Here is a 24,232-nt window from a genome sequence, read left to right as displayed (position 1 = left end):
CGGGAAATCCTCAGGCCTTGCGGAGTTGTTCGTTGATCCAGCGCGCCGCCAAGGCGACCGCTGCGTCTATAGACATTTCCGTGGTGTCTAGCAAGCGCGCGTCGGCCGCCGGGGCCAGCGGCGCGTCGGCCCTGCCGGAATCGCGCGCGTCGCGAATGCGGAGATCCTCGCGCACCTCCGCCAGCGTCCGCGGATCGCCCGCCGCCGAGAGTTCCGCATGGCGCCGGCGCGCCCGCTCCTCCGCCGAAGCGACGATGAAGAGCTTCACCTCCGCATCGGGGCAGATCACCGTGCCGATGTCCCGCCCGTCGAGCACCGCGCCGCCGTCCCGCGCCGCGAAATCGCGCTGAAACGCCAGCAGCGCCGCGCGCACTTCGGGGAGCGCGGCGACGCGGGACGCCGCCTCCGCCGCCCCGGAATCCCGCAGATCGGGCCGGGCGAGGTCGGCTTCGGCGAGCGCGGCCGCCGCCGCGCCGGGCGCGGCCCCGCTCTCGCGCGCCTTCACGCCCACCGCGCGGTAAAGAAGCCCGGTGTCGAGATGGGCGAAGCCGAACCGCTCCGCCAGCGCCCGCGCGATCGTGCCCTTGCCGGAGGCCGCCGGCCCGTCGATGGCGACCGTGAACTTCACGCCGACGCGCCGAGCCGGGCGCCGAGCGCGGTCATCAGGCGGGTGAAATCCGGAAAACTGGTGTCGATCGGCGAGGCGTCGTCCACGCTCACCGGCTTTTTCGACGCCATGCCGAGGCAAAGGAAGCTCATCGCGATGCGATGATCGAGCCGCGACGCCGCGACGCCGCCGCCCGGCGCGCCGCCCGCGCCCAGCCCGTGAACGGTGAGGCTGTCCTCGGTCTCCTCGACCTTCACCCCCATCGCCTCGAGCCCGCGGGCCATCGCGTCGATGCGGTCGCTCTCCTTCACGCGAAGCTCCTTCACCCCGCGCATCACCGTCCGCCCCTCCGCGCAGGCGGCGACGACGGCGAGAATCGGATACTCGTCGATCATGCTCGCCGCGCGCTCGGGCGGGGTCTCGATTCCCTTCAGGTCCGGCGAGAACCGGGCGCGAAGATCGGCGACCGGCTCGCCCCCTTCCTCGCGCTCGTTCTCGAAGACGAGATCCGCGCCCATCTCGCGAAGCGTGACGTAAAGCCCGGCCCGCGTCGGGTTGAGACCGATATTCGGGACCAGCACGTCAGAGCCTTCAACGATCAGCGCCGCGCAGACCGGAAACGCCGCCGACGACGGATCGCGCGGCACCCGGATCCGGACGGGCCTCAGCTCCGGCTGGCCGACAAGGCGGATCACCCGCCCCGCCGCGCCGATCTCCGTCTCCACCTCGGCCCCGAAGCCGCGCAGCATCCGCTCGGTGTGATCGCGGGTCGGCTCCGCCTCGATCAGCGTGGTGACCCCCGGCGCGTTCAGCCCCGCCAGCAGCACGGCCGATTTCACCTGCGCCGAGGCCACGGGAGAGCGATACTCCACCGGAACCGGGTCGCTCGCGCCGACCAGGGTCAGCGGCAGCCGCCCGCCGGCGCGGCCATGAGCGCGCGCGCCGAACAGCGCGAGCGGATCCGTCACCCGCCCCATCGGCCGCGCGCGGAGCGAGGCGTCGCCGGTGAACGTCGCCGAGATCGGGGACGTCGCCATCGCGCCCATCACCAGCCGCGCGCCGGTGCCGGAATTGCCGAAATCGATGACGTCGTCCGGCTCGCGGAAGCCGCCGACGCCGACGCCGCGAACCCGCCACGCCCCCTCGCCGATCCGCTCCACCTCGGCGCCGAAGGCGCGCATCGCATCGGCGGTGCCGAGCACGTCCTCGCCTTCGAGCAGCCCCTCGATCCGGGTCTCGCCGACGCTGAGCGCCCCGAGGATCAGCGCCCTGTGGGAGACGGACTTGTCGCCCGGGATCACAGCCTCGCCCCGAAGCGGCGACCCCGGTCGCGCGGTCATCGGTTTCACGGCTCCTGATCCCGACATCGGCGTTCTCCCTTCGCGCGGCTCCATCCGCGTGGTTCATATCGGCGCCCCGGCCCGCCGTCCATGCCCGGGCGCCCGCGCCCGGGCGGCGCCGGCGCCGCTTCGGACAAAATAACACGATATTCAGCGCGGAATCTCTTGCGGAGGGTCGCGCGGTCCGCCACCATCCCGCGAAAATGGGCGGAGAAGCTGGAGACGTTTTGGCGAACACGACCTTGAATCCGGCGGAGACGAAAACCGCGACGGACGAACACCTGATTGAATTTTCCGATAACCGACTTCTGATCGATCTTTGCGGCGGCTTCGACCGCAACCTCGCCGCGCTGGAGCAGGGCTTCGACATCGTGATCGCCCGGCGCGGCAACCAGCTTTCGCTCAGCGGCGACGCCGAGGGCGTCGAGGGCGCGGCGGCGGCGCTCAACGCCCTCTATCAGCGCCTCGAATCGGGCCGGAGCATCGAAAAGGGCGATGTCGACGCCGCGATCCGCCTGCGCGGCGCGGCGCGGCCCCCGGACCCCGGCCAGCTTGAGCTTTTTCGCGGCGGCAGGGTCGAGATCCACACCAAGAAAAAGGTGGTCGAGCCCCGGACCGCGACGCAGCGCGCCTATGTCCAGGCGCTGTTCCGGTCCGAAATGGTGTTCGGCGTCGGCCCCGCCGGCACCGGCAAGACCTATCTCGCGGTCGCGGCCGCCGTCTCCATGTTCATCGAGGGGAAGGTGGACCGCATCGTCCTCTCGCGCCCGGCCGTCGAGGCGGGGGAGCGGCTCGGCTTCCTCCCCGGCGACATGAAGGAGAAGATCGACCCCTACATGCAGCCGCTCTACGACGCGCTCGGCGATCTTCTGCCCGGCAAGCAGGTGCAGAAATACATCGAGGACAAGACGATCGAGATCGCCCCCCTCGCCTTCATGCGCGGGCGCACGCTCTCCGACGCCTTCGTCGTGCTCGACGAGGCGCAGAACGCCACCCAGATGCAGATGAAGATGTTTCTCACCCGCCTCGGCGAAGGCGGGCGGATGGCGATCACGGGCGACCCGAGCCAGATCGACCTGCCGCGCGGCGTGGGATCGGGGCTGGTGGAGGCCGAACGCGTGCTCTCCGGCGTCGAGGGGATCGAATTCGTGCGCTTCGGCGCTGAAGACGTGATCCGCCATCCGCTCGTCGCCCGGATCGTGAAGGCCTATGACAGGGAGCATGAGCGCGGCGCGCCCCATCCAGTCAGATGACCATTTCGATCGAGTTCAACATCGAGGACGAAGCCTGGGCCGAGTGCGCGCCGTGGTATCGGGAGATCGCGCTCCGCGCCGCTGAACAGGCGTTGATCGCGGCCGGGATCGCGCCGCGGGACATCGAGATCAGCGTCCTTCTTTGCGGCGATGAGCGGATCGGCGCGCTCAACGCCGGCTTTCGCGGCAAGGCGGGGCCGACCAACGTGCTGAGCTGGCCCGCGCATCCGCTCGCCCCGCCCAGCCCCGGCGCGCGGCCCGCCGCGCCGCCCGACGGCGGGCTCGGCGACATCGCGTTATCGCGAGAAACCATTGAAAAAGAGGCGCGGGCGCAACATCTGACGGCGGAGCGGCATTTCGCCCATCTTTTCGCCCATGGCGTTCTGCATCTTTTGGGGTATGACCACCAGACCGACGCCGACGCCGCCCTCATGGAGGGGCTGGAGCGCCGGGCGCTGGCGGCGATGGGGATCGACGATCCCTACGCGGCGGAGCGGGAGTGAGGTCCGCGGCGCGCCGCGGCGGAACGGAGATGATGACGGAAGAAAAATCGCCCGACGCGGGCGCAACGGGTCCGGTCGACGATCAGACCGATTCCCAGGAAGACAGCGACGGCCGAGAGCCTGGGTTCCTCGCGCGTTTCCTCGGCTTCGCAAATGGCGCGCATGAGGACGAGGCGGACGGCGCCGACTCCGGCCAGACCGCCAATGAGCGCGCGCTGCTGAGCAATATCAGGACGATGCGCGACCAGCGGGTCGAGGATATCATGATCCCGCGCGCCGACATCGTCGCCGTGGAGGTCGGGGCGAGCCTGACCGAGCTGGCGGAGGCGTTTCGCGCCGGCGCGCATTCCCGGCTTCCGGTCTACCGCGAGACGCTGGACGACCCGATCGGGTTCATCCATGTGAAGGACGTGGCGCTCGCGCGGGGGTTCACCAACGGCGCCAGCTCGGCGCCTTTCCGGATCGAGGAGTTCATCCGGGAGATGCTGGTCGTGCCGCCGTCGATGCTGACCGTGCGGCTGATGCAGCGGATGCAGCAGCGGCGCATCCACATGGCGCTCGTCATCGACGAATACGGCGGCGTCGACGGGCTCGTCACCATCGAGGACCTGGTCGAGCAGATCGTCGGCGACATCGAGGACGAGCACGACGAGGCGGACGAGGCGGCGTGGCGGCGCGAGGCGCCGGGCGTCTATGTCTGCAACGCGCGCGCCGAGCTGCCCGATTTCGAAGCCGAGGCCGGGGTCGATCTTCTGCCGGACGATCTCGACGAGGAGGTCGACACGCTCGGCGGGCTCGTCTCGATGATCTCGAACCGCGTGCCGGAGCGCGGCGAGGTGATCCGCCATCCCGACGGCCACGAATTCGAGGTGATCGACGCCGACCCGAGGCGGATCAAGCGGATTCGCGTCCGGCTCTGCGGCGCGGGGCGCGAGGCGGCGAAGGCGGAGGGCTGATCCTGGCCATGCGCGACGCCCCTTTCGCCCGGCTTTCCGCGCGCGCGCGCGCCGGCGCCGCGGCGCTCGCGGGGGGGGCGATGGCGCTGGCGCAACCGCCGCTCGGCCTCTGGCCGGCGTTCTTCATCGCCGGGCCGATCCTCTATCTTCTCTGGCTGGCCGCCGGGGCCGCGCCGCGGCCCGGCCGGGCCGCGTTCATCACCGGCTGGGCGGCGGGGGCGGCGCATTTCGCGCTGGCGCTCCACTGGATCGTCGAGCCGTTTCTGGTCGACGCCGCCCGCCACGGGTGGATGGCGCCTTTCGCGCTTCTCGGGCTTTGCGGGGGGCTCGCGCTGTTCTGGGGGGCCGGGTTCTGGCTCGCCTGGCGGCTCCGGCGCCTCGTCGCCGGGCCGCTCGCGCTGGCGGCCGCCTGGGCCGCGGCGGAGTTCGCGCGAAGCTGCGTCCTCACCGGCTTTCCCTGGGCGCTGCCGGTCTATGGCTGGATGGAGACGCCGCTGGCGCAGGCCGGGGCGCTGATCGGCCCCTACGGCCTCAGCTTCCTCACGCTCGCGGCGATGCTGGCGCCCGGGGCGCTCCTCGTCAGGCCGCGCGCGGCCGCGCCGGCGCTCCTCACGCTTCCCGCTCTCGCCGGCCTCTGGATCTGGGGCGCGGCGCGCGTTCCCGCGGAGACGGCGGACGCCGCCCGGCCGCTGATCCGGATTCTGCAGACGGATGTGGACCAGGCGAGCAAATGGGACCCGGAGCGGGTGAAGCCGGGCTTCGATCGGCTCATCGCGCTCTCCACGGCGCCGGCGGAGACGCCGCCCGCGGTGATCGTCTGGCCGGAAAGCGCGATCACGTTCCCGATCGACATGGCGCCGACCGCCCGCGCCGCGATCCACGCCGCGCTTGGCGACAGCGCGCTCGCCCTCGGCTCGCTCCGCGCCGACGCGGGGCCGGACGCGCCTGTAAAAATCGGCGCGCGCTGGCGAAACAGCCTGTTCCTTCTGGAGGAGGACGCCATCTCCCCGCCCTACGACAAGGTGCATCTGGTGCCTTTCGGCGAATATCTCCCCTTCAGCGCGCTTTTCACGCGGATCGGGCTTTCGGAGCTGGCCGGCCCGGGCGGCGGCATCGTCGCCGGGGCGCGCCATGTCAGCATGCGCCCCGAGGCGGCGCCGCCCTTCGCGCCTCTGATCTGCTACGAGATGATCTTCCCGCGCGAGACCGCGCGCGCCGCGAAAGGCGCCGACTGGCTGATCCTCGTCACCAACGACGCCTGGTTCGGGAACTGGGCCGGCCCGGCGCAGCATCTCGCCATGGCGCGGATGCGGGCCATCGAGACCGGGCTGCCCGTCGCGCGGTCCGCGAACCGGGGATGGTCGGCGATGATCGACCCCTATGGCCGCGCCATCGGCCGCATCGGTCTCGGGCGCGACGGCGTGATCGACGCGCGGCTGCCTGATTCGCCGGAAGCGCCGCCTTATTTCGAACAAGGAGAGCTAATTACAACTTTCATGATCTGCGCCGCCCTGCTCTTCTCAACCCAAAGCCGGCGCCGCGACGACTCATAGGCGAGCGTCGGCGGAAACCATTTGGCAACCACATTTCCAAAGGGCTAGTTGCCTCCAAATCAAAGCCGCCAAGCGGCGAAGAGAGGGAGGCAGTTGTGGCCAAGGCGCCAAATCCGATCGACGTGCATGTCGGCTCGCGCGTGAAGTTGCGTCGGATGTCGCTTGGAATGAGTCAGGAACATCTCGGGCGTCTGCTCGGCCTCACCTTCCAGCAGATTCAGAAATACGAGAAGGGCGTCAACCGGATCGGCGCCAGCCGGCTCTTCGCCATCGGCGAGGCGCTCGACGCGCCGATCCAGTTCTTCTTCGACGAGATGCCCGACACCGCGCGCGCCGATCTGGCGCGGATGGACGCGGGCGCCCCGCGCGGCGCGGCGGCCGACATCCGGGTCGCCGACTTTGTCTCCACCGCCGAGGGGCTGGACCTGAACCGGTCCTTCCAGCGGATCACGGATCAGGCGACGCGCCGGCGTCTCGCCGATCTGGTGCGCTCCGTCGCGGGGGAAAGCTGACTCCTCAGGTTGACCGTGCCTTGACGCGCACTTACACCCTCGCATGGCTCTCAGATGGATCCATGAGCAGGGATCGACGCTTCAGTGCAGAGGACGATCACGATGGCGCGCGGCGACTATTACTTCACATCCGAATCCGTGTCCGAAGGACATCCGGACAAGGTTTGCGACCGGATTTCAGACGCCGTTCTCGACGCGCTCATCGCTGAAGAGCCCGAGGCCCGCGTCGCCTGCGAGACATTCGCGACCACCAACCGGGTTGTGATCGGCGGCGAGGTCGGGCTTTCGGACAAGACCAAGCTCGCGACCTATATGGGCAGGATCGACGAGATCGCCCGCCGCTGCATCCACGATATCGGGTATGAGCAGAAGAAGTTCCACTGGCGGAACGTCGAGATCACCAACCTGCTGCATGAGCAATCCGCGCATATCGCCCAGGGCGTCGATGCGGCCGAAAACCGGGACGAGGGCGCCGGCGATCAGGGCATCATGTTCGGCTACGCCACCAACGAGACGCCGGAGCTGATGCCGGCGCCGATCCTTTACGCGCACGCGATCCTGAAACGCCTCGCCGACGCCAGGAAAAGCGGCTCGGAGCCTGCGCTCGGCCCGGATGCGAAATCGCAGATCAGCGTGCGCTACCGCGACCACAAGCCCGTCGGCGTCAGCTCGATCGTCCTGTCGACCCAGCATCTGGACGAGGCGCTCACCTCCGACGACATCCGCGAGATCGTCGAGCCGCATATCCGCGCGACCCTGCCGGAGGGATGGATCGACGCCCAGACCGTCTGGCACGTCAACCCGACCGGAAAATTCGTCATCGGCGGCCCGGACGGCGACGCCGGACTGACCGGACGCAAGATCATCGTCGACACCTATGGCGGCGCGGCCCCGCATGGCGGCGGCGCCTTCTCCGGCAAGGATCCGACCAAGGTCGACCGCTCCGCCGCCTACGCGGCGCGCTATCTGGCCAAGAACATCGTCGCCGCCGGCCTCGCGGAGCGGTGCACGCTGCAGCTCTCCTACGCCATCGGCGTCGCGCGCCCGCTCTCGATCTATGTCGACACGCATTGCGCCGGCGGGGTCCCCGAAGAGACGATCGAGAAGGCGGTGGCCAAGGTCATGGACCTCACCCCGCGCGGCATCCGCACCCATCTTCAGCTGAACCGGCCGATCTACGAGCGCACCGCCGCCTATGGCCATTTCGGCCGGGCGCCGGAGGCCGACGGCGGCTTCTCCTGGGAGAAGACCGACCTCGTGGAGGCCCTGAAGGCGGCGATCTGACCCGGCCATGGGAGAGATGACCGAGCGCGACGACGGCGCGCCCTGGCGCAATTTCTACGGCCGCCGCCACGGAAAGACGCTCCGCAAGGGGCAGAGGCAGCTTTTGGAGACGCGCCTGCCGGAGCTCGCCCCGCCCGGCGTCTCCTGGGCCTCGAACCCGGAGCGCCGGCCCGTCGATTTCAGCGCGATGGCCCCGGCCGCCCGCGAGGTCTGGCTCGAGATCGGCTTCGGCGGCGGCGAGCATCTGGTGGCGATGGCGGCCGCCAATCCGGATATCCTGATGGTCGGCTGCGAGCCGTTCGTGAACGGCGTCGCCATGTGCCTCGCCGCGCTCGACGGGGCCGGACTCGACAATATCCGCCTTCACGCCGGCGACGCGCGCGAGATTTTCGATGTCGCGCATGACGGCGCGTTTTCACGGATCTTCGTCAACTACCCCGACCCGTGGCCGAAGGCCCGCCACCACCGCCGCCGCTTCATCGGCCCGGAGAACCTGCCCCACCTCGCCCGCATCGCGGCCCCCGGCGCCCGGCTCCACATCGCCACCGACATCCCCGACTACACCCGCCACACCCTGGAGGCGATGCGCGCCTTCCCCGAATTCCTCTGGACCGCCGAGCGCCCCCAGGACTGGCGCCGCCCCTGGCCCGACTGGCCCGGCACCCGCTACGAAGCGAAAGCGCTCCGCGAGGGCCGGGCACCATGTTATCTGACATTTGTGAGGGGGTGAGGGCGGCAGAGGTCAGGGACGCATCCACAGGAAGGCACGGTGGATATGCGGACAAAGCAGCCGTTTGATTCAACAGCTGACTATGTTACGGAGGTCTAGATATTATGCTGTTGAGTGCTAGATGATAGAAATCGTGACGTCCGTATGGCGTAGCCATAAGGCAAAGCTAGCACTCAGTATCTTTTGTGTTGCGGTAGCAAGTTTCGATACCTTCTGGAAAACGCTTTCCCCGGTCGCGGCAGGTGCCCTAGCCGTAGCCATAGTTCCTTGGATGCTTGGCATTATTGAGCGGATCTCTGCTCCAGGTGGCTTCGAGGTCGTTCTTGCAAAAGCTGAGCGTCAACTTGATGCTTCTGGGACAGCCCCGGACGAGGACGACCTCAACGCCTTCAAATACTTCGAGGGGAGCGATCCTAATCTCGCAATCGCAATGCTTCGTGTCCAGGTAGAGAGGCGTCTTCGTGAGATAGCTGAAGAAGTAATGCTTAGCCCCAATACGCGTGGCGGAGTCCCGACTCTCCGACATCTTACTGAAGACCTTGCAAAAGAGGGAGCAATACCGAAGGAAGCAGCAGTCCTCTTGAATAACCTCATGCCCGTAATGAACGCAGCCGTTCATGGCGTGGAGTTGCAGCCGAACGCTTCCGATTTTGCGCTCACCTACGGCCCAAAAATTCTTGCAATGTTGAAGACCCAGAAGGATTAGAGCGAGGGCAATATTGGATTCGAAGCGTTCAACTGATGTCTCGAGTCAGTCGACCCCCCCTACAGCGGCCAGAACACCAATATCGACGGGATCGCCACCGCGATCACCAGTATCTCCAGCGGCAGGCCCATGCGCCAGTAATCGCCGAAGGCGTAGCCGCCCGGGCCGAGGATCAGCGTGTTGTTCTTGTGCCCGATGGGCGTGAGAAAGGCGCAGGAGGCCGCCACCGCCACCGCCATCAGGAACGGGTCGGGCGAGACGCCGAGCGAGTCCGCCATCGAGATGCCGACCGGCGCCGCGACGATCGCGGTCGCGGTGTTGTTGAGCACGTCCGAGAGCGTCATCGTCACCACCATCAGCACGGTCAGCGCCACCCAGACCGGCGCGCCCACCGTCAGCCGCGTCAGCGCGTCCGCGATCAGCTCCGTCCCGCCCGAGGTCTCGAGCGCCGCGCCAAGCGGGATCATCGAGCCGAGCAGCACCACGACCGGCCATTCGATGTGCGTGTAGATCTCGGAGAGGGGAACGATCTTGGTCAGCGCGTAGAGCGCGACGACGATTCCGAGCGCCACCGGCATGTAGATGAGGCCGAAGCTCGCCGCCGCCACCGCCGCGCCGAAGACGCCGATCGCCACCCAGGTCATCTTGTCCTGCGTCACCGAAAGCCCCCGCTCGGCCAGCGGCAGGCAGCCCAGCCATTCCGTCAGCTCGCCCGTGGTCTCCGCCGGCGCCAGCAGGAGCAGGATGTCGCCGGGGCGAACCTCGGTCTTTCGCACTCGTTCCGTGACCCGCCGGCCCTGACGGGAGATCCCCATCAGCACCGCGCCGCGCCGCCACGAAAGCCCGATCGACTGCGCGGTCTTTCCGGCGATGCGGGCCTGCTCCGTCACCACCACCTCGAAAAGGTCGAGCCCCTCCGCCGCCGCGTCGAGGCGCTCCTGCCGGTCGGGCTCGGAGAAGGCGAGCGAGAGCGCGATCCGGAATTCGTCCAGCGCTTCGGGCGTCGCCTCGACCACCAGCGCGTCGTCCGCCCGGATCACCGCGTCCCGCGCCGCGCCGTAGCGCCGCTCGCCGTCCCGCACCAGACCGATGATCGCGACATCGGCCTTTTCCGCCTTCTCGTAGAGCTCGTGAACGCGCCGGCCGATGATCTTCGCGCCCTCCGGCACGCTCAGTTCGGCGACATAGAGCTTCGACTCCATCAGGCTGACGCCGTCGCTGGCGTTCTCGCGCTGCGGGATCAGCCGCCAGCCGACCAGCGCGACGAAGATCAACCCCGCCAGCGCGGTCACGGCGCCCACCGGCGCGAAATCGAACATCGCGAACGGCGCGCCCAGCCGTTCATCGCGAATGGTCGCGACGATGATGTTCGGCGGAGTCCCGATCATCGTCACCATGCCGCCGAGAATGGTCGCGAAGGAGAGCGGCATCAGGCTGAGCCCGACATCGCGTTTGGCCTTCTTCGCGGTCTGGATGTCCACCGGCATCAGAAGCGCCAGCGCCGCCACGTTGTTCATGAAGCCGGAAAGCGCCGCGCCGACCCCGCCCATCACCACGATATGCCGGGCGAGCGGGCGGGCGCTGTCGACCAGCGTCCTCGTGATCAGGAACACCGCCCCCGAGCGCACCAGCCCCGCCGAGATGACGAGCACCAGCGCGACCACCAGCGTCGCGGGATGCCCGAACCCCGAGAAGGCGCGCTCCGCCGGCACGACCCCGGCGACGACCGCGACCAGAAGCGCGCCGAACGCCACCAGATCATAGCGCCATCGGCCCCAGATCAGCAGGACGAAAACGCCGCCGAAAATCGTGAAAAGAACGATCTGCTCGGTTGTCATGCCGCGCGCTCCCCTGATGCGCCGGATCCGCGGCGCGGTCCTGTCTCCGCTTCACTCATGCTCCGCCTTCGACAGTGGATGCGAGCCGAGGACCAACGCCTTCAGCCGCTCCTCCTGAACGTGGGTGTAGATTTCGGTGGTGGAGATGTCGGCGTGGCCGAGAAGCTCCTGAATCGATCTGAGATCGGCGCCGTTCGCCAGAAGATGCGAGGCGAACGCGTGCCGAAGCGTATGCGGCGAGACCCGCGCCGGATCGACGCCCGCCGCCGCCGCAAGCTCCTTCACGATCTGGAAAAACCGCACCCGCGTCAGATGCCCCGCTCCGGAGCCGCTCGGGAACAGAAACACGCTTCGCCGCCAGCGCGGATCCGCGTCCCGCGCCGCCAGCCATTCGGAAAGCGCGGCGCGCGCCGGATTCGAAAGCGGGACGAGCCGCTCCTTCCCGCCCTTCCCCTTCACCAGCAGCATCCGCGGATCTCCCCGCGCCGCCGCCGCCGGGAGAGAGACCAGCTCGCTCACGCGCATTCCGGTGGCGTAAAGCGTCTCCATCAGGCAATTCAGCCGCACGCCCCGCTCGCGCGCCGCATTCAGGAGCGCCTCGACCTCGGCCACGGACAGCGTTTTCGGCAGGGGCCGGCCCTTGCGCGGGCCGGAGATTCGCGCCGCCGGGTCGTCGCCGCGCCAGCCGTCCTCATAGAGGAACCGGTGAAGCTGGCGCGCGGCCGAGAGCCGCCGCGCCCGCGTCGCCGGGGCGCGCCCTTCCGCCTCCAGCGCCGCGAGCCAGGTCTCGAGCGCGCCGCGCCCGGCCGTCAGAAGCGTATCGCCCGCCGCCTCGACATGCGCCGCATAGGCGGAGAGGTCCCGGGCGTAGGCGGAGATCGTATTGTCCGCCGCGCCTCTCTCGGCGCGCATCGCGTCCAGAAAAAGCGCGATCAGGCGATGCGAAGGAACCGGCGTCTCCGCCCCGGTCATTCAGTCGCCAAAGCCGACGCCGGTGGCCGGCGTCTCGATCTGGCCGGTCACCGCGGGAAGATCGACGAAATACGCGTAGCCGATCAGCGCCACCGCCGCCAGAACGAGCAGAATGAACAGGAATCCGATCAGCCGCCGCACCATGGTTTCGCCCCGGTCATTCCGCTTCAACACTCGCCAGCGCGCGCGGAAGCGGGTAAACCCCGGCGCGCCGCCGCATCGATACGAGCGAGTCTAGCGGGCTCGGCGGAGCGGCGCAACGCGAGAGGGATGAGAGCGCATGAGCCAGGACGAGACGAACCTGCGGCTTCGCCGCCCGGTCGCGCTTGTCGGGCTGATGGGCTGCGGCAAATCGACGATCGGCGCGCGGCTCGCCACGCTGATCTCGGCTCCGTTCCGGGACGCCGACACGGAGATCGAAGCCGCCGCCGGCATGACCATTCCCGAGATCTTCTCCACGCTCGGCGAGGCGGCCTTTCGCGATGGAGAGAAACGCGTGATCGCGCGGCTTCTGGCCGGGCCGCCGCTGATTCTCGCCACCGGCGGCGGCGCCTACATGGCGCCGGAGACCCGCGCCGCGATCAGCGCCGCCGGCGTCGCCATCTGGCTCCACGCCGATATCGACACGCTCGTGAACCGCACGGCGAAGCGAAGATCCCGGCCGCTTCTGAACGCGGGCGACCCGCGTGAAATCCTCGCCAGGCTGATGGCGGAGCGCTATCCCGTCTACGCCGGCGCCGAGATCCGCGTGGAGAGCCGCGACGACGACCGGCCCGAGGATGTCGCCCACGCGGCGCTGGCCGCGATCCGCGCGCATGACGCCGCGGCGCCGCCGGCGCTGCGCATATTGGAGACCGCCGATGACCGCACCTGAAACGCTCACCGTCGCGCTCGGCGCGCGCGCCTACGACATCCGCATCGGCCCCGGCCTGATCGGGCGCGCCGGCGCGGAGCTTCTCCCCCTCCTCGCCCGCCCTCGCGTCGCCGTCGTCACCGACGAGACGGTCGCCGCCCTTCATCTCGGCGCGCTGGAGGCGGGCCTCGGCGCCGCCGGCGTCGCCGCCGCGCCGGTCATCCTGCCGCCCGGCGAAGCGACGAAATCCATGGCCTCCTATGAGCGGCTTCTCGGCGCGCTCCTCGATCTCCGGATCGCGCGCGACGATCTGATCCTCGCGTTCGGCGGCGGCGTGATCGGCGATCTCGCGGGCTTCGCCGCCGCGACGCTGCGCCGCGGCGTCGCCTTCGCGCAGATCCCGACCACGCTTCTCGCCCAGGTCGACAGCTCCGTCGGCGGCAAGACCGGGATCAACGCGCCGCAGGGGAAGAACCTCATCGGCGCCTTCCATCAGCCGAAGCTGGTCCTCGCGGACACCGACATGCTCACCACGCTGCCGCCGCGCGAATTTCTCGCCGGATACGCCGAGACCGTGAAATACGGCCTTCTCGGCGACGCCGAGTTCTTCGAGACGCTGGAGCGCGAGGGCCCCGCGCTGAAAGCCGGGGACGCGGCCGCGCGCATTCGCGCCATTCGCCGCGCCTGCGAGATGAAAGCCGAGATCGTCTCCCGGGACGAGATGGAGGCCGGCGAGCGGGCGCTGCTGAATCTCGGCCACACGTTCGGCCACGCGCTCGAAGCCGCGACCGGCTATTCGGGGCGGCTTCTCCATGGCGAGGGCGTCTCGATCGGCATCGGCCTCGCGTTCGAGCTGTCGATGCGCCTCGGCCTCTGCGCGCAGGAGGAGCCGAGCCGGGTTCGCGCGCATTTCCGCGCGATGGGCATGAAAACCACGCTCGGCGATATCGACGGCGCGCTGCCGGACGCCGACGCGCTGATCGCGCTGATGAGGCAGGACAAGAAGGTGAAGGACGGCGAGCTGATCTTCATCCTCGCCCGCGCCATCGGCGACGCGTTCATCGCGAAGGAGACCCCGCTCGACGCCGTTCGCGCCGTGCTCGCCGACGCGCTGGCCGAGGCGCGCTGACGCCCTCCCGGCCCGCATCCGCGGGGGCCGACGCGGACACGAGTGCGTGAAAACACGCCTTTTCCGCGTCGTAAAATGAACCAAACCGTTTCCCTGGCGTATCCTATGAGAGGAGATTGTCGACGGGAGGCGACGCGATGGCGAAACTGGACGCGCAGGCCGACGCCGCATTCACCCGAAACGCGATGCGGGCGGAGATGCTCGACGCGGAGACCGAACGCGCGCTCGCCACCGCATGGCGGGACGAGCGTTGCGCGAAATCGCTGCATCGGCTGATCAACGCCTATATGCGCCTCGCGATCTCGATGGCCTACAAATACCGCCGCTACGGCGCGCCGATGCCCGATCTCATTCAGGAGGCCGGCGTCGGCCTTCTGAAAGCGGCGGAGAAGTTCGACCCGGACCGCGGCGTCCGCTTCTCGACCTACGCCAGCTGGTGGATCAAGGCCTCGATCCAGGACTATGTGATGCGCGACTGGTCGATGGTGCGCACCGGATCGACATCCGCGCAGAAGGCGCTCTTCTTCAACCTCCGCCGGGTCCGCGCCCAGATCGAGAGGGAACGCGGCCCCGCCACCGACGGCAGGACGGCGCATGAGCAGCGCGTGCGGATCGCGGAGGAGGTCCGCGTTCCGCTGCGCGATGTGGAGATGATGGAGGCGCGGCTCGCCGGTTCGGATTTCTCGCTGAACGCCGCTCAGGGAGAGGGGGATGGCCGCGAATGGATCGAAACCCTGCAGGACGCCGCGCCGACCGGCGCCGAAACCGTCGCCCGGATCTCCGATCTCGCCGCGGCGCATGGCTGGATCGACGACGCGCTCACCTCGTTGACCGACCGCGAGCGGATGATCATCCGCCGCCGGAAGCTGACGGAGGAGCCGGACACGCTTGAGCGCCTCGGCGGCGAGCTTGGCCTTTCGAAGGAGCGCGTCCGCCAGCTGGAGGCGCAGGCCCTGCGAAAGATGAAATCCCGCCTTGAGGGACGACACGGGAGCGAGCCGGCGATCCTCGCCGGGGCGATCTGAACGCGGCCTCGCGGCGGCGAGCCGTGAGACGCATTGTCGCCTCTCGCGGCCCGGTCTATAGAACCGGGCGGTTAAAGCGAGGCGGACATGCGATATATTTCAACCCGTGGCGGCGACGAAGTTCTGGATTTCGAACAGGCGATGCTGGCCGGGCTCGCCCGTAACGGCGGCCTCTTCGTGCCCGAGACATGGCCGGCGATCGACAGGGATGAGATCGCGGCGCTGGCGGGCCAGCCTTACGAGGACATCGCGTTCCGGGTGATGAAACCCTTCATCGGCGACACGTTCGACGACGCCGAATTCCGCGCCCTGATCCAGGACGCCTACGCCGGCTTCAACCATCGTCTCCGCGCGCCGCTGGTCCAGATCGGCGAGGAGACCTGGGCGCTGGAGCTTCATCACGGCCCCACGCTCGCCTTCAAGGACGTGGCGATGCAGCTGGTCGGCCGGCTTTTCAACGCGGCGCTGACCCGGCGCGGGGCGCGCGTCACCATCGTCGGCGCGACCTCCGGCGACACCGGCTCCGCCGCGATCGAGGCGTTCCGCGGCATGGAGGCGGCGACGGCGGTGATCCTCTATCCGCATGGCCGGGTCTCCGAAGTGCAGCGCCGGCAGATGACGACGCCGACCGAGCCCAACGTGCACGCCATCGCGGTCGAGGGCGATTTCGACGATTGCCAGGCCGCCGTGAAGGCGATGTTCAACGATCACGCCTTCCGCGACCGGCTGAATCTCGCGGCGGTGAATTCGATCAACTGGGCGCGGGTTCTCGCGCAATCGGTCTACTACTTCACCGCCGCCGTCGCGCTCGGCGCGCCGGGCCGGGCGCTCTCCTTCGCCGTCCCGACGGGAAATTTCGGCGACATCTACGCGGGCTACGTCGCGAAGCGCATGGGGCTGCCGATCGACCGGCTGATCATCGCCACCAACCGGAACGACATCCTGCACCGGACCGTCCAGTCCGGCGCGCATGAGAAGCGCGGCGTCCAGCCGACGACGTCGCCGTCGATGGACATCCAGATCTCGTCGAATTTCGAGCGTCTTCTGTTCGACCTTTACGACCGTGAAGGGCCCGCCGTCGCCGGGCTGATGGACGAGCTTTCGCGCAAGGGCGGCTTCACCCTCGCCCAGGGCGCGCTCGGGCGGCTCCGCGAGGAGTTCGACTCGGCCAGCTTCGACGAAGATCAGGTCGCCGCGCTGATCCGCCGCTTCGCCGACGAGACCGGCGCGTTGTTCTGCCCCCATTCCGCCATCGGCGCCGGCGCCGCCAGCGCGCATTCCGGCCCGACGGTCGCGCTGGCCACGGCGCACGCCGCCAAGTTTCCCGACGCGGTCGAGGCCGCCACCGGAAGGCGCCCGGAATTGCCTGCGCGCATGGCGGACCTTTACGAACGCCATGAACGGATTACGGTGGCGCCGAACGACATCGACGCATTGAAACGGCTGATCTCCGAGAAGGCCACCCTATGAGCATCCGACTGTCCACTCTGCCGAACGGGCTTCGCGTCATCACCGAGTCCATGCCCGGATTCGGCTCCACCACGATCGGCGTCTGGATCGCCGCCGGCTCGCGCCATGAGGCCGAGTCGGAAAACGGCGTCGCGCATTTCCTCGAACACATGGCGTTCAAGGGCACGGGGCGGCGCTCCGCCCTCGCCATCGCCGAGGCGATCGAGGATGTGGGCGGCCATCTGAACGCCTACACCAGCCGCGAGGCGACCGCCTATTACGCGCGGGTTCTGGCCGCGGACACGCCCCTCGCGCTCGACATCATCGGCGACATCCTGACCGATCCCGCCTTCGCGCCCTCGGAGATCGAACTGGAGCGCGGCGTGATCCTTCAGGAGATCGGCCAGGCGCTGGACACGCCCGACGACGTGATCTTCGACTGGCTGCAGGAGACCGCCTATCCCGGCCAGCCGCTCGGCCGGCCGATCCTTGGCCCGGCGGAGCGGGTGAAGAGCTTCGGCGAAGCCGACCTCCGGAGCTTCGTCGCCCGCCACTACGCGCCGGAGCAGATGATTCTCTCCGCCGCCGGCGCGGTCGATCATGACACGATCCTGGCCGAGGCGGAGCGCCATTTCGGCCATCTGACGCCGGCCGCGGCCACGACCGGCGTCGCCGCCGCCTATCGGGGCGGCGAACGGCGCGAGGTGAAAAAGCTGGAGCAGGCGCATATGGCGCTGGCCTTCGAGGCGCCGTCATGGCGCTCGGAAGGCTATCACGCCATGCAGTTGATGGGCGTCGCGCTCGGCGGCGGCATGTCCTCCCGCCTGTTTCAGGAGGCGCGGGAGAAGCGCGGCCTCTGCTACACGATCTTCGCGCAGGCCGGCGCCTACCAGGACAGCGGCCTGCTCACCATCTACGCCGGAACCGGCGGCGCCGAGGCGAAGGCGCTGGCCGAGTTGACCATCGACGTGATCCGCGACGCCGCCGAGACGCTCCGGCAGGATGAGCTGGACCGCGCCCGCGCGCAGATACGGGCCGGGATCATCATGGGCCTCGAGAGCGCCTCGGCCCGGGCGGAGCGGCTCGCCCGGTCGTTGATGATCTGGGGCGAGGCGCCCGATCTCGAAAAGACGATGGCGAAGATCGACGCGGTGACGGTCGAGGATATCCGCGCCGCCGCCGCCCGGCTCACGCGGCCGACCCTCGCCTGGTACGGGCCGGTGGAGCGCGCGCCCGGCCTCGGCGCCATCGAGCGGCGGCTGGCCGCCTGAGCGGGTCCGCGGATGTTCGGCTTCAGGCGCGAGACGGCGCTCCTGACCGACAGGCTGGTTCTGCGGCCGCCGCGGATTTCGGACTATTCCGCCTGGGCGACGGCGCGGCGCGAGAGCCGCGACCATCTGAAAGCATGGGAGCCGGCCTGGCCTGACGATCATCTGAGCGTCGAGGCGTTCCGCCACCGCGTCCGCTGGGCGCGAAAGGCGATGCGGCTCGGCCGGGCGTGGCCGTTCATGCTGTTCGGCGCCGAAGACGGCGCGTTCATCGGCGCGATCACGCTCGACAATGTGCGCCGCGGGCCCGCCGACGCGGGGACCCTCGGCTACTGGACCGCCGCGCGCCACGCCCGCCAGGGCTACATGCGCGAGGCGCTGACGGAGCTTCGCCGCTTCGCCTTCGACGATCTCCGGCTCGGCCGGCTGGAGGCGGGCTGCCTGCCGGAGAACACCGCCTCGCGCGGCCTGCTGGAGGCGGTCGGATTCGAATATGAGGGCGTGGCCCGGGCCTACCTCGAGATCGACGGGCGCTGGCGCGACCATGTGCTTTACGCGGCCCTGCGCGAAGACCGCTGCCCCGCCGCCGCCCGCCCCTGACCCACGCTCAGGCGGAGCCGCCCGAAGCCGACAGCAGCATCGGATCGATCCCGAGTTTCGCCAGCGCCGCCGTCCATTTCTTCGCGTCCGCGCCGCCGAAGACGATCTCCTCGTCGGCGTCGCAGGTGAGCCAGCCGTTCTGGCGCAACTCGCCCTCGAGCTGCCCCCCCGCCCAGCCGGCGTAGCCGAGCGCGATCATGGAGCGCCGCGGCCCGGCGCCGGAGGCGATCGCCTTCAGCACGTCGATGGTCGCGGTCATCGAGATGGTCTGATCCACCTCCAGCGTGGCGTCCGGCAACCGCCAGTCGGCGGAATGGAGGACGAAGCCGCGCCCGGTCTCCACCGGGCCGCCGTAATGGACCGGGCTGGTTTCGCCGCCGGGCTCATAGGCGATGTCCAGCTGGCTGAAGAGGTCCTGCCGGCTGACGTTCCCGGCCCGGCGATTGACGACGATGCCAAGCGCGCCATCCGCGGAATGGGCGCAGAGATAAACCACCGCCTTCTCGAATCGCGGGTCGCCCATGGACGGCATCGCAATCAGCAGCTTGCCGCTCAGCCCCGCCTCCTCGGCCGCGCCGTCATTCGCTCGCGTGTTCTCGCAATCGCTCACCATCACGTAAAGGTGCGGCTTTCCCCCGATGCGATCAAGCCCTCTCTCGGCTATATGTGCTCCTGACGCCCCGGCGCCGGCCCGGCGCTCGGGCGGCATGGGGAGATTCAGAAAGGGAGCCGGCATGTTCAACCGGGTCATGGGGCGAATTCTGGCGGGCGCGGTCAGCCTCATGGCGCTCGGCGGCGGCGTGGCGGCGCAGGGGTTTTTCACCGATGACGCGCCGCCGAAAGCCGAGGCCCGCCTGCTCGCCGGATGGGCGGACCCGGACGGGAGCCGCATCGGCGCGCTGAGGGTGGATCTCGCCGATGGCTGGAAGACCTATTGGCGGACCCCCGGCGAGGGCGGCATCCCGCCGACATTCGACTGGGCCGGATCCGAGAATGTGGCCAACATCCAGATCTCCTGGCCGACGCCGATCGTCTTTGACACCTACGGGATGCAAACCATCGGCTACAAGCACCAGATGACGCTGCCTCTCCGTCTCACCCCGAAGGACCCGGCGCGCCCGCTCCGGCTGAAGCTCGCGCTGTTCTACGGCGTCTGCGACGAGATGTGCATCCCCGCCCGCGCGGATCTGGCGCTCGACATCGCGCCCGGCGCCGCCCCCGAGGGCGCGGCGGAGATCCGCGCCGCGCTGGCGGCCGCGCCCGCGCCCGCCGCCGCCGCCGGCCTCACCGGCGCGCAATGCGCCATCGAAGACGGCGTGCTCACCGCCCGCCTCGCATTCACGCCGGCGCCGACGCGCGCGCCCATCGTCATCGCCGAAGCGCAAAAGGGCGTCTGGATCGGCCCGATGGACGCGCGGCTCGACCAGGGGGAGATCCGCGCGAGCGGCGAGTTCCGCGCCGACCCCGGCGAGTGGATCGACCGGGGCGCGATCCGGCTGACGCTCATCGGCGGCGAGGGCCGCGCGCTGTCCCTCACGGGCTGCCCCGCCAGCGGCTGAGCCGGGCCGCCGGCCCTCCCCGCGCGCAATCGCGTTGCGCCGCGCCCGTCGCCCACCCATATTGCCACAGAACGAAAACAGGCGGGCAAGGACGATGTGATGGTGCGTTTTTTCGACTGGCTGGTCGAAGTCTGGGACAGGGTGCGCGGGTTTTTCGGTTTTCACCGATTGACCAGAAAGGGGCGCGGCGCGGATCTTGAGGGGCGCGGGCTCGTCCGGCGGGTCTATTATTTCATTCGCCCGCTCCTGATGCTGTTCATCCTGGTCTATGTCGGCACGATGATCTGGCGCTTCGGATGGGTGCGGGGCGAGGATCTCTCCTACCCGCAAGCGGTGATCGACGCGGCGCAGACGGTCTCCGCCGGCGCGAAGATCGGGCCCGAAGGCGCGGCCGGCGCCGCCGAAACCTGCGCCCCGAGCCAGATCGTCCGGGTCGAGCAGGCGCTGATCGACATGCTCGTCAACCAGAACGACTGGACCCCGGCGACGCCCCAATACAAGTTCGGCTTCTTCTTCGCCGTGCCCTGGGAGGCGACGCCGTTCTTCGACAACAAGGCGAGCTTCCAGAAGGGCGTGCACAGCGCGGTGAAGCGGTTCTCGATGGAGATGACCGACACGCTCGGGCGGGTGCGCGGCACCTCCGGCGCCGATCCCGATCTCGAAGCGGCGCGCGGGCTCCTGCAGATCGACGAGCGGACCTGGATCTTCAACCCGTTCGACGCGCGCCTGCCGCTGATGGCGACCAGCGCGGCGTCCTCCTATCGGAGGGCCATCGACCGGCTCGGGGACTACAATGCGCGGCTGGGCGCCTGCGACGCGCTTTTCGACGCCCGCGCCGACAATCTCTATCAGCTTCTGGATCGGATCACGAAGGAGATCGGCTCCAATATCGACCAGATCGCGAAACGCAGCCAGAGCCGGACCTATGACGTGGAGACCCACAGCTTCGTCGAGGCGGACGGCAACAGCCGCGGCTGGTTCGACTTTCGCGCCGACAATTATTTCCATGAGGCGCGCGGCCGGATGTACGCCTATCACGGGCTGATGCAGGCGGCGCGCGCCGATTTCGCCGATGTGGTGGTGCAGCGCAATCTCGCCGACGTCTGGGACCGGATGGAGGCGCATATCGCGGAGGCGGCGGCGCTCTCGCCGCTGATCGTCTCGAACGGGCGCGAGGACGGCATGTTCGCCCCGGCGCATCTCTCGGCCATGGCGCAGAACATGCTGCGCGCGCGCGCCAACATGACCGAGCTTCGCGACATCCTCGCGCGCTGAGCCCGCCCTGGTCCGCCGCCGGAAGGCGGCGGCGCCCCGCCGCGCCCTCAGCGCCGGGCGGCGCCCCTCTTCGCGAGGCTCAGTCGCCCGCGCCGGCGGCGTCCGCCAGGCCGGGCGCGGTCGGCTGAACGGCGCCGCCGATCTCGTCGGCCGCCTGGGTCAACCCGCTCGCCACGGTCGAGACCAACTCGTCGACGCCGTCTCCCTCCGGCCCGAACACCGCATAGGCGAGCCCGACCCCGATCACGACGAGGGCCGCGGCCAGCGCCAGCCAATCGACCGCCACCGCGCCGGATTCGCCAGCGACGAGCCCGCGAAGAGTCTTCAGGGAGAACCGCATGTCACCACCTCCGCGAATCACGAGTCGCCGATGAACGCCAAGGCTCCGGCGGCCGGAGTCGTTCGCTCCGCTTCGTCCTTATCGATACCATCTTGTTCGCCGCGCCACAAAGCGCGCTGTCCTCCGCGCCGCGGATGATCGTATGAACGGGGCGCGCCCGAGGCGAACAGGGATAGAAGAGCCATGCGAATTTCCCGATTCCGACCGCCGCTCGCAGCCCCCGGGCGCAGGCGCGGCGCCGGGGCGCGCCGGGCGGAAGGCGCGCGCGTCCGGCGTTCACGCTTCCCTTCGCACTCGGCCGGTAAGATGAGCGCATGATTCGCATCTGGCGTCCAATCGCTTTCACGCTCGTCGCGGCGGGCCTCGTCATCGGCCAATCGCCGGCCGCGGCCGCCGCGGATCTGGGCGGCGCGCGCAGCTTCAGGCTGGTCAAGCCGCCCAGCCTCGGCCCGAAACGGCGCCTCACGATCACCACCACCCGCAGCGCCATTCCGCAGAAACCCGCGCCGCGCGCGCCCCGCTACGGCTGGTTCTGGCGTGAAGCCGCGAGCGGGATCGGCGCCGCCGACCCGGCGCGGCTCGCCCCGCTCGTCGCCAGCGTCGCCAGCCGGCTCGGCGGGCCGACGCGGCGCGCCCTGGTCGAGGAGATCGGCGAGACCTGGCGCGCGGAGATCGCCGCCGCCGCGGACGCCGCGCGGATCTCGGAGGCGCTGCTGATCGCGGTCGTCGCCGCGGAGAGCGGCGGCGATTCCCGCGCGGTCAGCCCCGCCGGCGCGCAGGGGCTCGGCCAGCTGATGCCGGAGACCGCCCGCCGCTTCGCCGTCTCCGACCCGTTCGAGCCGGCGGAGAATCTCCGCGCCGCCGCGGATTATCTCTCTCTCCTGCTGACCATGTTCAAGGAAGACGCGCTTCTCGCGCTCGCCGGCTACAACGCCGGAGAGAACGCGGTCCTGCGCCACAAGGGCGTGCCGCCCTACGCCGAGACCCGCGATTACGTGCCGATCGTCCTCGGCTATTACCATGAGGCGCGGGGGCTGTGCCGGACGGCGCCGAGCGGGCCGCGCGCCGCATGCGCGATGGCGGCCGCCAACTGAGCCCGGTGCCCTCCGGCCGCGCGGCGCGGATCAGCCGACCAGCGTCGCCTCGGTCTTGGCGCGGACCTCGTCCATCGTCACGCCATCCGCCAGTTCGACCACCTTCAACCCGCCTTCGACCACGTCGAACACGCCGAGATTGGTGATGATCTTGTCGACCACCCCCGCCCCGGTCAGCGGCAGCGTGCATTTCTTCAGCAGCTTCGACTCTCCGGCCTTGTTCGCATGATCCATGATGACGATCACGCGCCCGACGCCGGCGACGAGATCCATCGCCCCGCCCATGCCCTTGACCAGCTTGCCGGGGATCATCCAGTTCGCGAGGTCGCCATTCTCGGCCACCTCCATCGCGCCGAGGATCGCCATCGCGATCTTGCCGCCGCGGATCATGCCGAAGCTGGTCGCGCTGTCGAAATAGGCGGTCCGGGCGAGTTCCGTCACCGTCTGCTTGCCGGCGTTGATGAGATCGGGGTCGACCTCATCCTCGGTCGGGAACGGGCCCATGCCGAGCATCCCGTTCTCCGATTGCAACGTCACATCCACGCCTTCGGGGATGTGGTTCGACACCAGCGTCGGAATCCCGATGCCGAGATTGACGTACATGCCGTCTTCAAGCTCCCTGGCCGCGCGCGCGGCCATCTGGTCCCGATCCCATGGCATTGCTCGATCCTCCTTAAGCGGCGCGCAGTGTGACTTTTTCGATCCGTTTTTCGTGCTCGCCCTGAATCAGGCGGTGCACATAGATGCCCGGCAGATGGATCTTGTCCGGATCAAGCTCCCCGCGCGGCACGATCTCCTCGACCTCGGCGACGCAGATCTTCCCGCACATCGCGGCCGGCGGATTGAAGTTCCGCGCGGTCTTGCGAAAGACGAGATTGCCGGTGTCGTCCGCCTTCCACGCCTTCACGATGGACAGATCGGCGACGATCCCCCGCTCGAGAATATAGGTCTCGCCGTCGAACTCCTTGTGCTCCTTGCCCTCGGCGATCACCGTGCCGACGCCGGTCTTCGTGTAGAAGCCGGGAATGCCCGCGCCGCCGGCGCGCATCCGCTCGGCCAGCGTGCCTTGCGGGTTGAATTCAAGCTCGAGCTCGCCCGCCAGATACTGGCGCATGAACTCGGCGTTCTCCCCGACATAGGAGGAGATCATCTTCTTCACCTGCCGGCTTTGCAGCAGAACCCCGAGCCCGAAATCGTCAACGCCGGCGTTGTTCGAGGCGATGGAGAGGTTCTTGACCCCGGAATCGCGGATCGCCGCGATCAGAAGCTCCGGGATCCCGCAGAGCCCGAAGCCGCCGGCGGCGATAAGCATGCCGTCGGACAATATTCCATCGAGAGCGGAAGCCGCGTCCTTGTAGACTTTCTGCATCGGGGAATCCTTTCCAT

The 24,232-nt window shown here is 69.1% G+C and carries 26 protein-coding genes; 17 read left to right on the top strand and 9 right to left on the bottom strand.

The features are described 5' to 3' along the window. Positions 1-10 precede the first annotated feature (10 nt). Positions 11-628 carry a (d)CMP kinase gene (locus tag WG921_RS04165; RefSeq protein WP_340107942.1) on the bottom strand — a complete coding sequence of 206 codons (618 nt, stop codon included), beginning with the start codon at positions 626-628 and terminating at the stop codon, positions 11-13. Beyond that, positions 625-1,974, bottom strand: coding sequence for a 3-phosphoshikimate 1-carboxyvinyltransferase (aroA, locus tag WG921_RS04160; protein WP_340107941.1), 1,350 nt, complete (start codon positions 1,972-1,974; stop codon positions 625-627). Before aroA ends, WG921_RS04165 begins: the two co-directional genes overlap by 4 nt. Positions 1,975-2,174: 200 nt before the next feature. Between aroA and WG921_RS04155 the strand changes: the two genes are divergently transcribed. The 8 genes from WG921_RS04155 (at position 2,175) to WG921_RS04120 (ending at position 9,444) form a co-directional block, all read left to right on the top strand. Continuing rightward, positions 2,175-3,200, top strand: coding sequence for a PhoH family protein (locus WG921_RS04155; RefSeq protein WP_340107940.1), 1,026 nt, complete (start codon positions 2,175-2,177; stop codon positions 3,198-3,200). After that, a complete protein-coding gene (ybeY, locus tag WG921_RS04150; protein ID WP_340107939.1) occupies positions 3,197-3,703 on the top strand; it encodes an rRNA maturation RNase YbeY in 507 nt (168 codons plus the stop codon). The genes WG921_RS04155 and ybeY overlap by 4 nt, the downstream gene beginning before the upstream one ends. 32 nt (positions 3,704-3,735) lie before the next feature. Next, complete coding sequence (locus WG921_RS04145) at positions 3,736-4,659, top strand: hemolysin family protein (RefSeq protein WP_340107938.1); 924 nt, start codon at positions 3,736-3,738, stop codon at positions 4,657-4,659. Positions 4,660-4,667: 8 nt separating this feature from the next. Beyond that, positions 4,668-6,212 carry an apolipoprotein N-acyltransferase gene (gene lnt / locus WG921_RS04140; protein ID WP_340107937.1) on the top strand — a complete coding sequence of 515 codons (1,545 nt, stop codon included), beginning with the start codon at positions 4,668-4,670 and terminating at the stop codon, positions 6,210-6,212. Between the two features lie 95 nt (positions 6,213-6,307). Next, complete coding sequence (locus tag WG921_RS04135; protein ID WP_340107936.1) at positions 6,308-6,724, top strand: helix-turn-helix domain-containing protein; 417 nt, start codon at positions 6,308-6,310, stop codon at positions 6,722-6,724. 102 nt (positions 6,725-6,826) lie between these two features. Further along, a complete protein-coding gene (gene metK / locus WG921_RS04130) occupies positions 6,827-8,008 on the top strand; it encodes a methionine adenosyltransferase (protein WP_340108009.1) in 1,182 nt (393 codons plus the stop codon). A 16-nt stretch (positions 8,009-8,024) separates the two neighbouring features. Then, entirely contained in the window at positions 8,025-8,738 is a 714-nt protein-coding gene (gene trmB, locus WG921_RS04125) for a tRNA (guanosine(46)-N7)-methyltransferase TrmB (protein ID WP_340107935.1), read from the top strand. A 121-nt stretch (positions 8,739-8,859) separates the two neighbouring features. Beyond that, complete coding sequence (locus tag WG921_RS04120) at positions 8,860-9,444, top strand: hypothetical protein (protein WP_340107934.1); 585 nt, start codon at positions 8,860-8,862, stop codon at positions 9,442-9,444. Between the two features lie 59 nt (positions 9,445-9,503). Here WG921_RS04120 and WG921_RS04115 read toward each other — a convergent pair whose 3' ends face one another. Genes WG921_RS04115 through WG921_RS04105 form a run of 3 tightly spaced genes read right to left on the bottom strand, consistent with a single transcriptional unit; the run spans position 9,504 to position 12,428 of the window. Continuing rightward, positions 9,504-11,282, bottom strand: coding sequence for an SLC13 family permease (locus WG921_RS04115; RefSeq protein WP_340107933.1), 1,779 nt, complete (start codon positions 11,280-11,282; stop codon positions 9,504-9,506). A gap of 51 nt (positions 11,283-11,333) precedes the next feature. Next, the gene (locus tag WG921_RS04110; protein WP_340107932.1) at positions 11,334-12,254 is read right to left on the bottom strand and encodes a site-specific tyrosine recombinase XerD; all 921 of its coding nucleotides are present in this window, start codon (positions 12,252-12,254) and stop codon (positions 11,334-11,336) included. Continuing rightward, positions 12,255-12,428: a hypothetical protein gene (locus tag WG921_RS04105; RefSeq protein ID WP_340107931.1), complete on the bottom strand. Its 174-nt coding sequence runs from the start codon at positions 12,426-12,428 to the stop codon at positions 12,255-12,257. It lies immediately after the preceding gene. Positions 12,429-12,534: 106 nt separating this feature from the next. On the opposite strand from WG921_RS04105, the gene WG921_RS04100 reads away from it, so the two are divergent. The 6 genes from WG921_RS04100 (at position 12,535) to WG921_RS04075 (ending at position 18,578) form a co-directional block, all read left to right on the top strand. Further along, on the top strand, positions 12,535-13,128 hold the full coding sequence (locus tag WG921_RS04100; RefSeq protein ID WP_340107930.1) for a shikimate kinase: 594 nt from the start codon (positions 12,535-12,537) through the stop codon (positions 13,126-13,128). Next, positions 13,115-14,236: a 3-dehydroquinate synthase gene (gene aroB, locus WG921_RS04095; protein ID WP_340107929.1), complete on the top strand. Its 1,122-nt coding sequence runs from the start codon at positions 13,115-13,117 to the stop codon at positions 14,234-14,236. The genes WG921_RS04100 and aroB overlap by 14 nt, the downstream gene beginning before the upstream one ends. Positions 14,237-14,373: 137 nt before the next feature. Beyond that, the gene (locus tag WG921_RS04090; protein ID WP_340107928.1) at positions 14,374-15,261 is read left to right on the top strand and encodes an RNA polymerase factor sigma-32; all 888 of its coding nucleotides are present in this window, start codon (positions 14,374-14,376) and stop codon (positions 15,259-15,261) included. Positions 15,262-15,348: 87 nt separating this feature from the next. Next, entirely contained in the window at positions 15,349-16,731 is a 1,383-nt protein-coding gene (thrC, locus tag WG921_RS04085) for a threonine synthase (RefSeq protein ID WP_340107927.1), read from the top strand. After that, a complete protein-coding gene (locus WG921_RS04080; protein ID WP_340107926.1) occupies positions 16,728-17,981 on the top strand; it encodes a M16 family metallopeptidase in 1,254 nt (417 codons plus the stop codon). Before thrC ends, WG921_RS04080 begins: the two co-directional genes overlap by 4 nt. Before the next feature lie 12 nt (positions 17,982-17,993). Further along, a complete protein-coding gene (locus tag WG921_RS04075) occupies positions 17,994-18,578 on the top strand; it encodes a GNAT family N-acetyltransferase (protein WP_340107925.1) in 585 nt (194 codons plus the stop codon). Between the two features lie 7 nt (positions 18,579-18,585). Here the strand turns inward: WG921_RS04075 and WG921_RS04070 are convergent, their stop codons facing one another. Continuing rightward, a complete protein-coding gene (locus WG921_RS04070; RefSeq protein WP_340107924.1) occupies positions 18,586-19,329 on the bottom strand; it encodes a YqgE/AlgH family protein in 744 nt (247 codons plus the stop codon). Between WG921_RS04070 and WG921_RS04065 the strand changes: the two genes are divergently transcribed. Further along, positions 19,313-20,137 carry a protein-disulfide reductase DsbD domain-containing protein gene (locus WG921_RS04065; protein WP_340107923.1) on the top strand — a complete coding sequence of 275 codons (825 nt, stop codon included), beginning with the start codon at positions 19,313-19,315 and terminating at the stop codon, positions 20,135-20,137. The two genes, WG921_RS04070 and WG921_RS04065, sit on opposite strands and share 17 nt — an antisense overlap. 99 nt (positions 20,138-20,236) lie before the next feature. After that, positions 20,237-21,412, top strand: coding sequence for a DUF2333 family protein (locus WG921_RS04060; RefSeq protein WP_340107922.1), 1,176 nt, complete (start codon positions 20,237-20,239; stop codon positions 21,410-21,412). A gap of 79 nt (positions 21,413-21,491) precedes the next feature. On the opposite strand, the gene WG921_RS04055 is transcribed toward WG921_RS04060, so the two are convergent. After that, positions 21,492-21,752 (bottom strand): hypothetical protein, encoded by a 261-nt coding sequence (locus tag WG921_RS04055; protein ID WP_340107921.1) that lies wholly within the window; start codon positions 21,750-21,752, stop codon positions 21,492-21,494. A gap of 314 nt (positions 21,753-22,066) precedes the next feature. Between WG921_RS04055 and WG921_RS04050 the strand changes: the two genes are divergently transcribed. Beyond that, positions 22,067-22,846, top strand: coding sequence for a lytic transglycosylase domain-containing protein (locus tag WG921_RS04050; RefSeq protein WP_340107920.1), 780 nt, complete (start codon positions 22,067-22,069; stop codon positions 22,844-22,846). A gap of 30 nt (positions 22,847-22,876) precedes the next feature. Here the strand turns inward: WG921_RS04050 and WG921_RS04045 are convergent, their stop codons facing one another. Beyond that, entirely contained in the window at positions 22,877-23,506 is a 630-nt protein-coding gene (locus WG921_RS04045; protein ID WP_340107919.1) for a CoA transferase subunit B, read from the bottom strand. A 13-nt stretch (positions 23,507-23,519) separates the two neighbouring features. After that, complete coding sequence (locus tag WG921_RS04040; RefSeq protein ID WP_340107918.1) at positions 23,520-24,215, bottom strand: CoA transferase subunit A; 696 nt, start codon at positions 24,213-24,215, stop codon at positions 23,520-23,522. Positions 24,216-24,232: the final 17 nt, after the last annotated feature.

The sequence above is a fragment of the Paludibacillus litoralis genome (assembly GCF_037646705.1).
In the GTDB taxonomy this organism is placed as follows: domain Bacteria; phylum Pseudomonadota; class Alphaproteobacteria; order Rhodobacterales; family Rhodobacteraceae; genus Pikeienuella; species Pikeienuella litoralis.
Note: the sequence above shows the minus strand (reverse complement) of the source record. Positions and strands in the feature narration are given on the sequence as shown.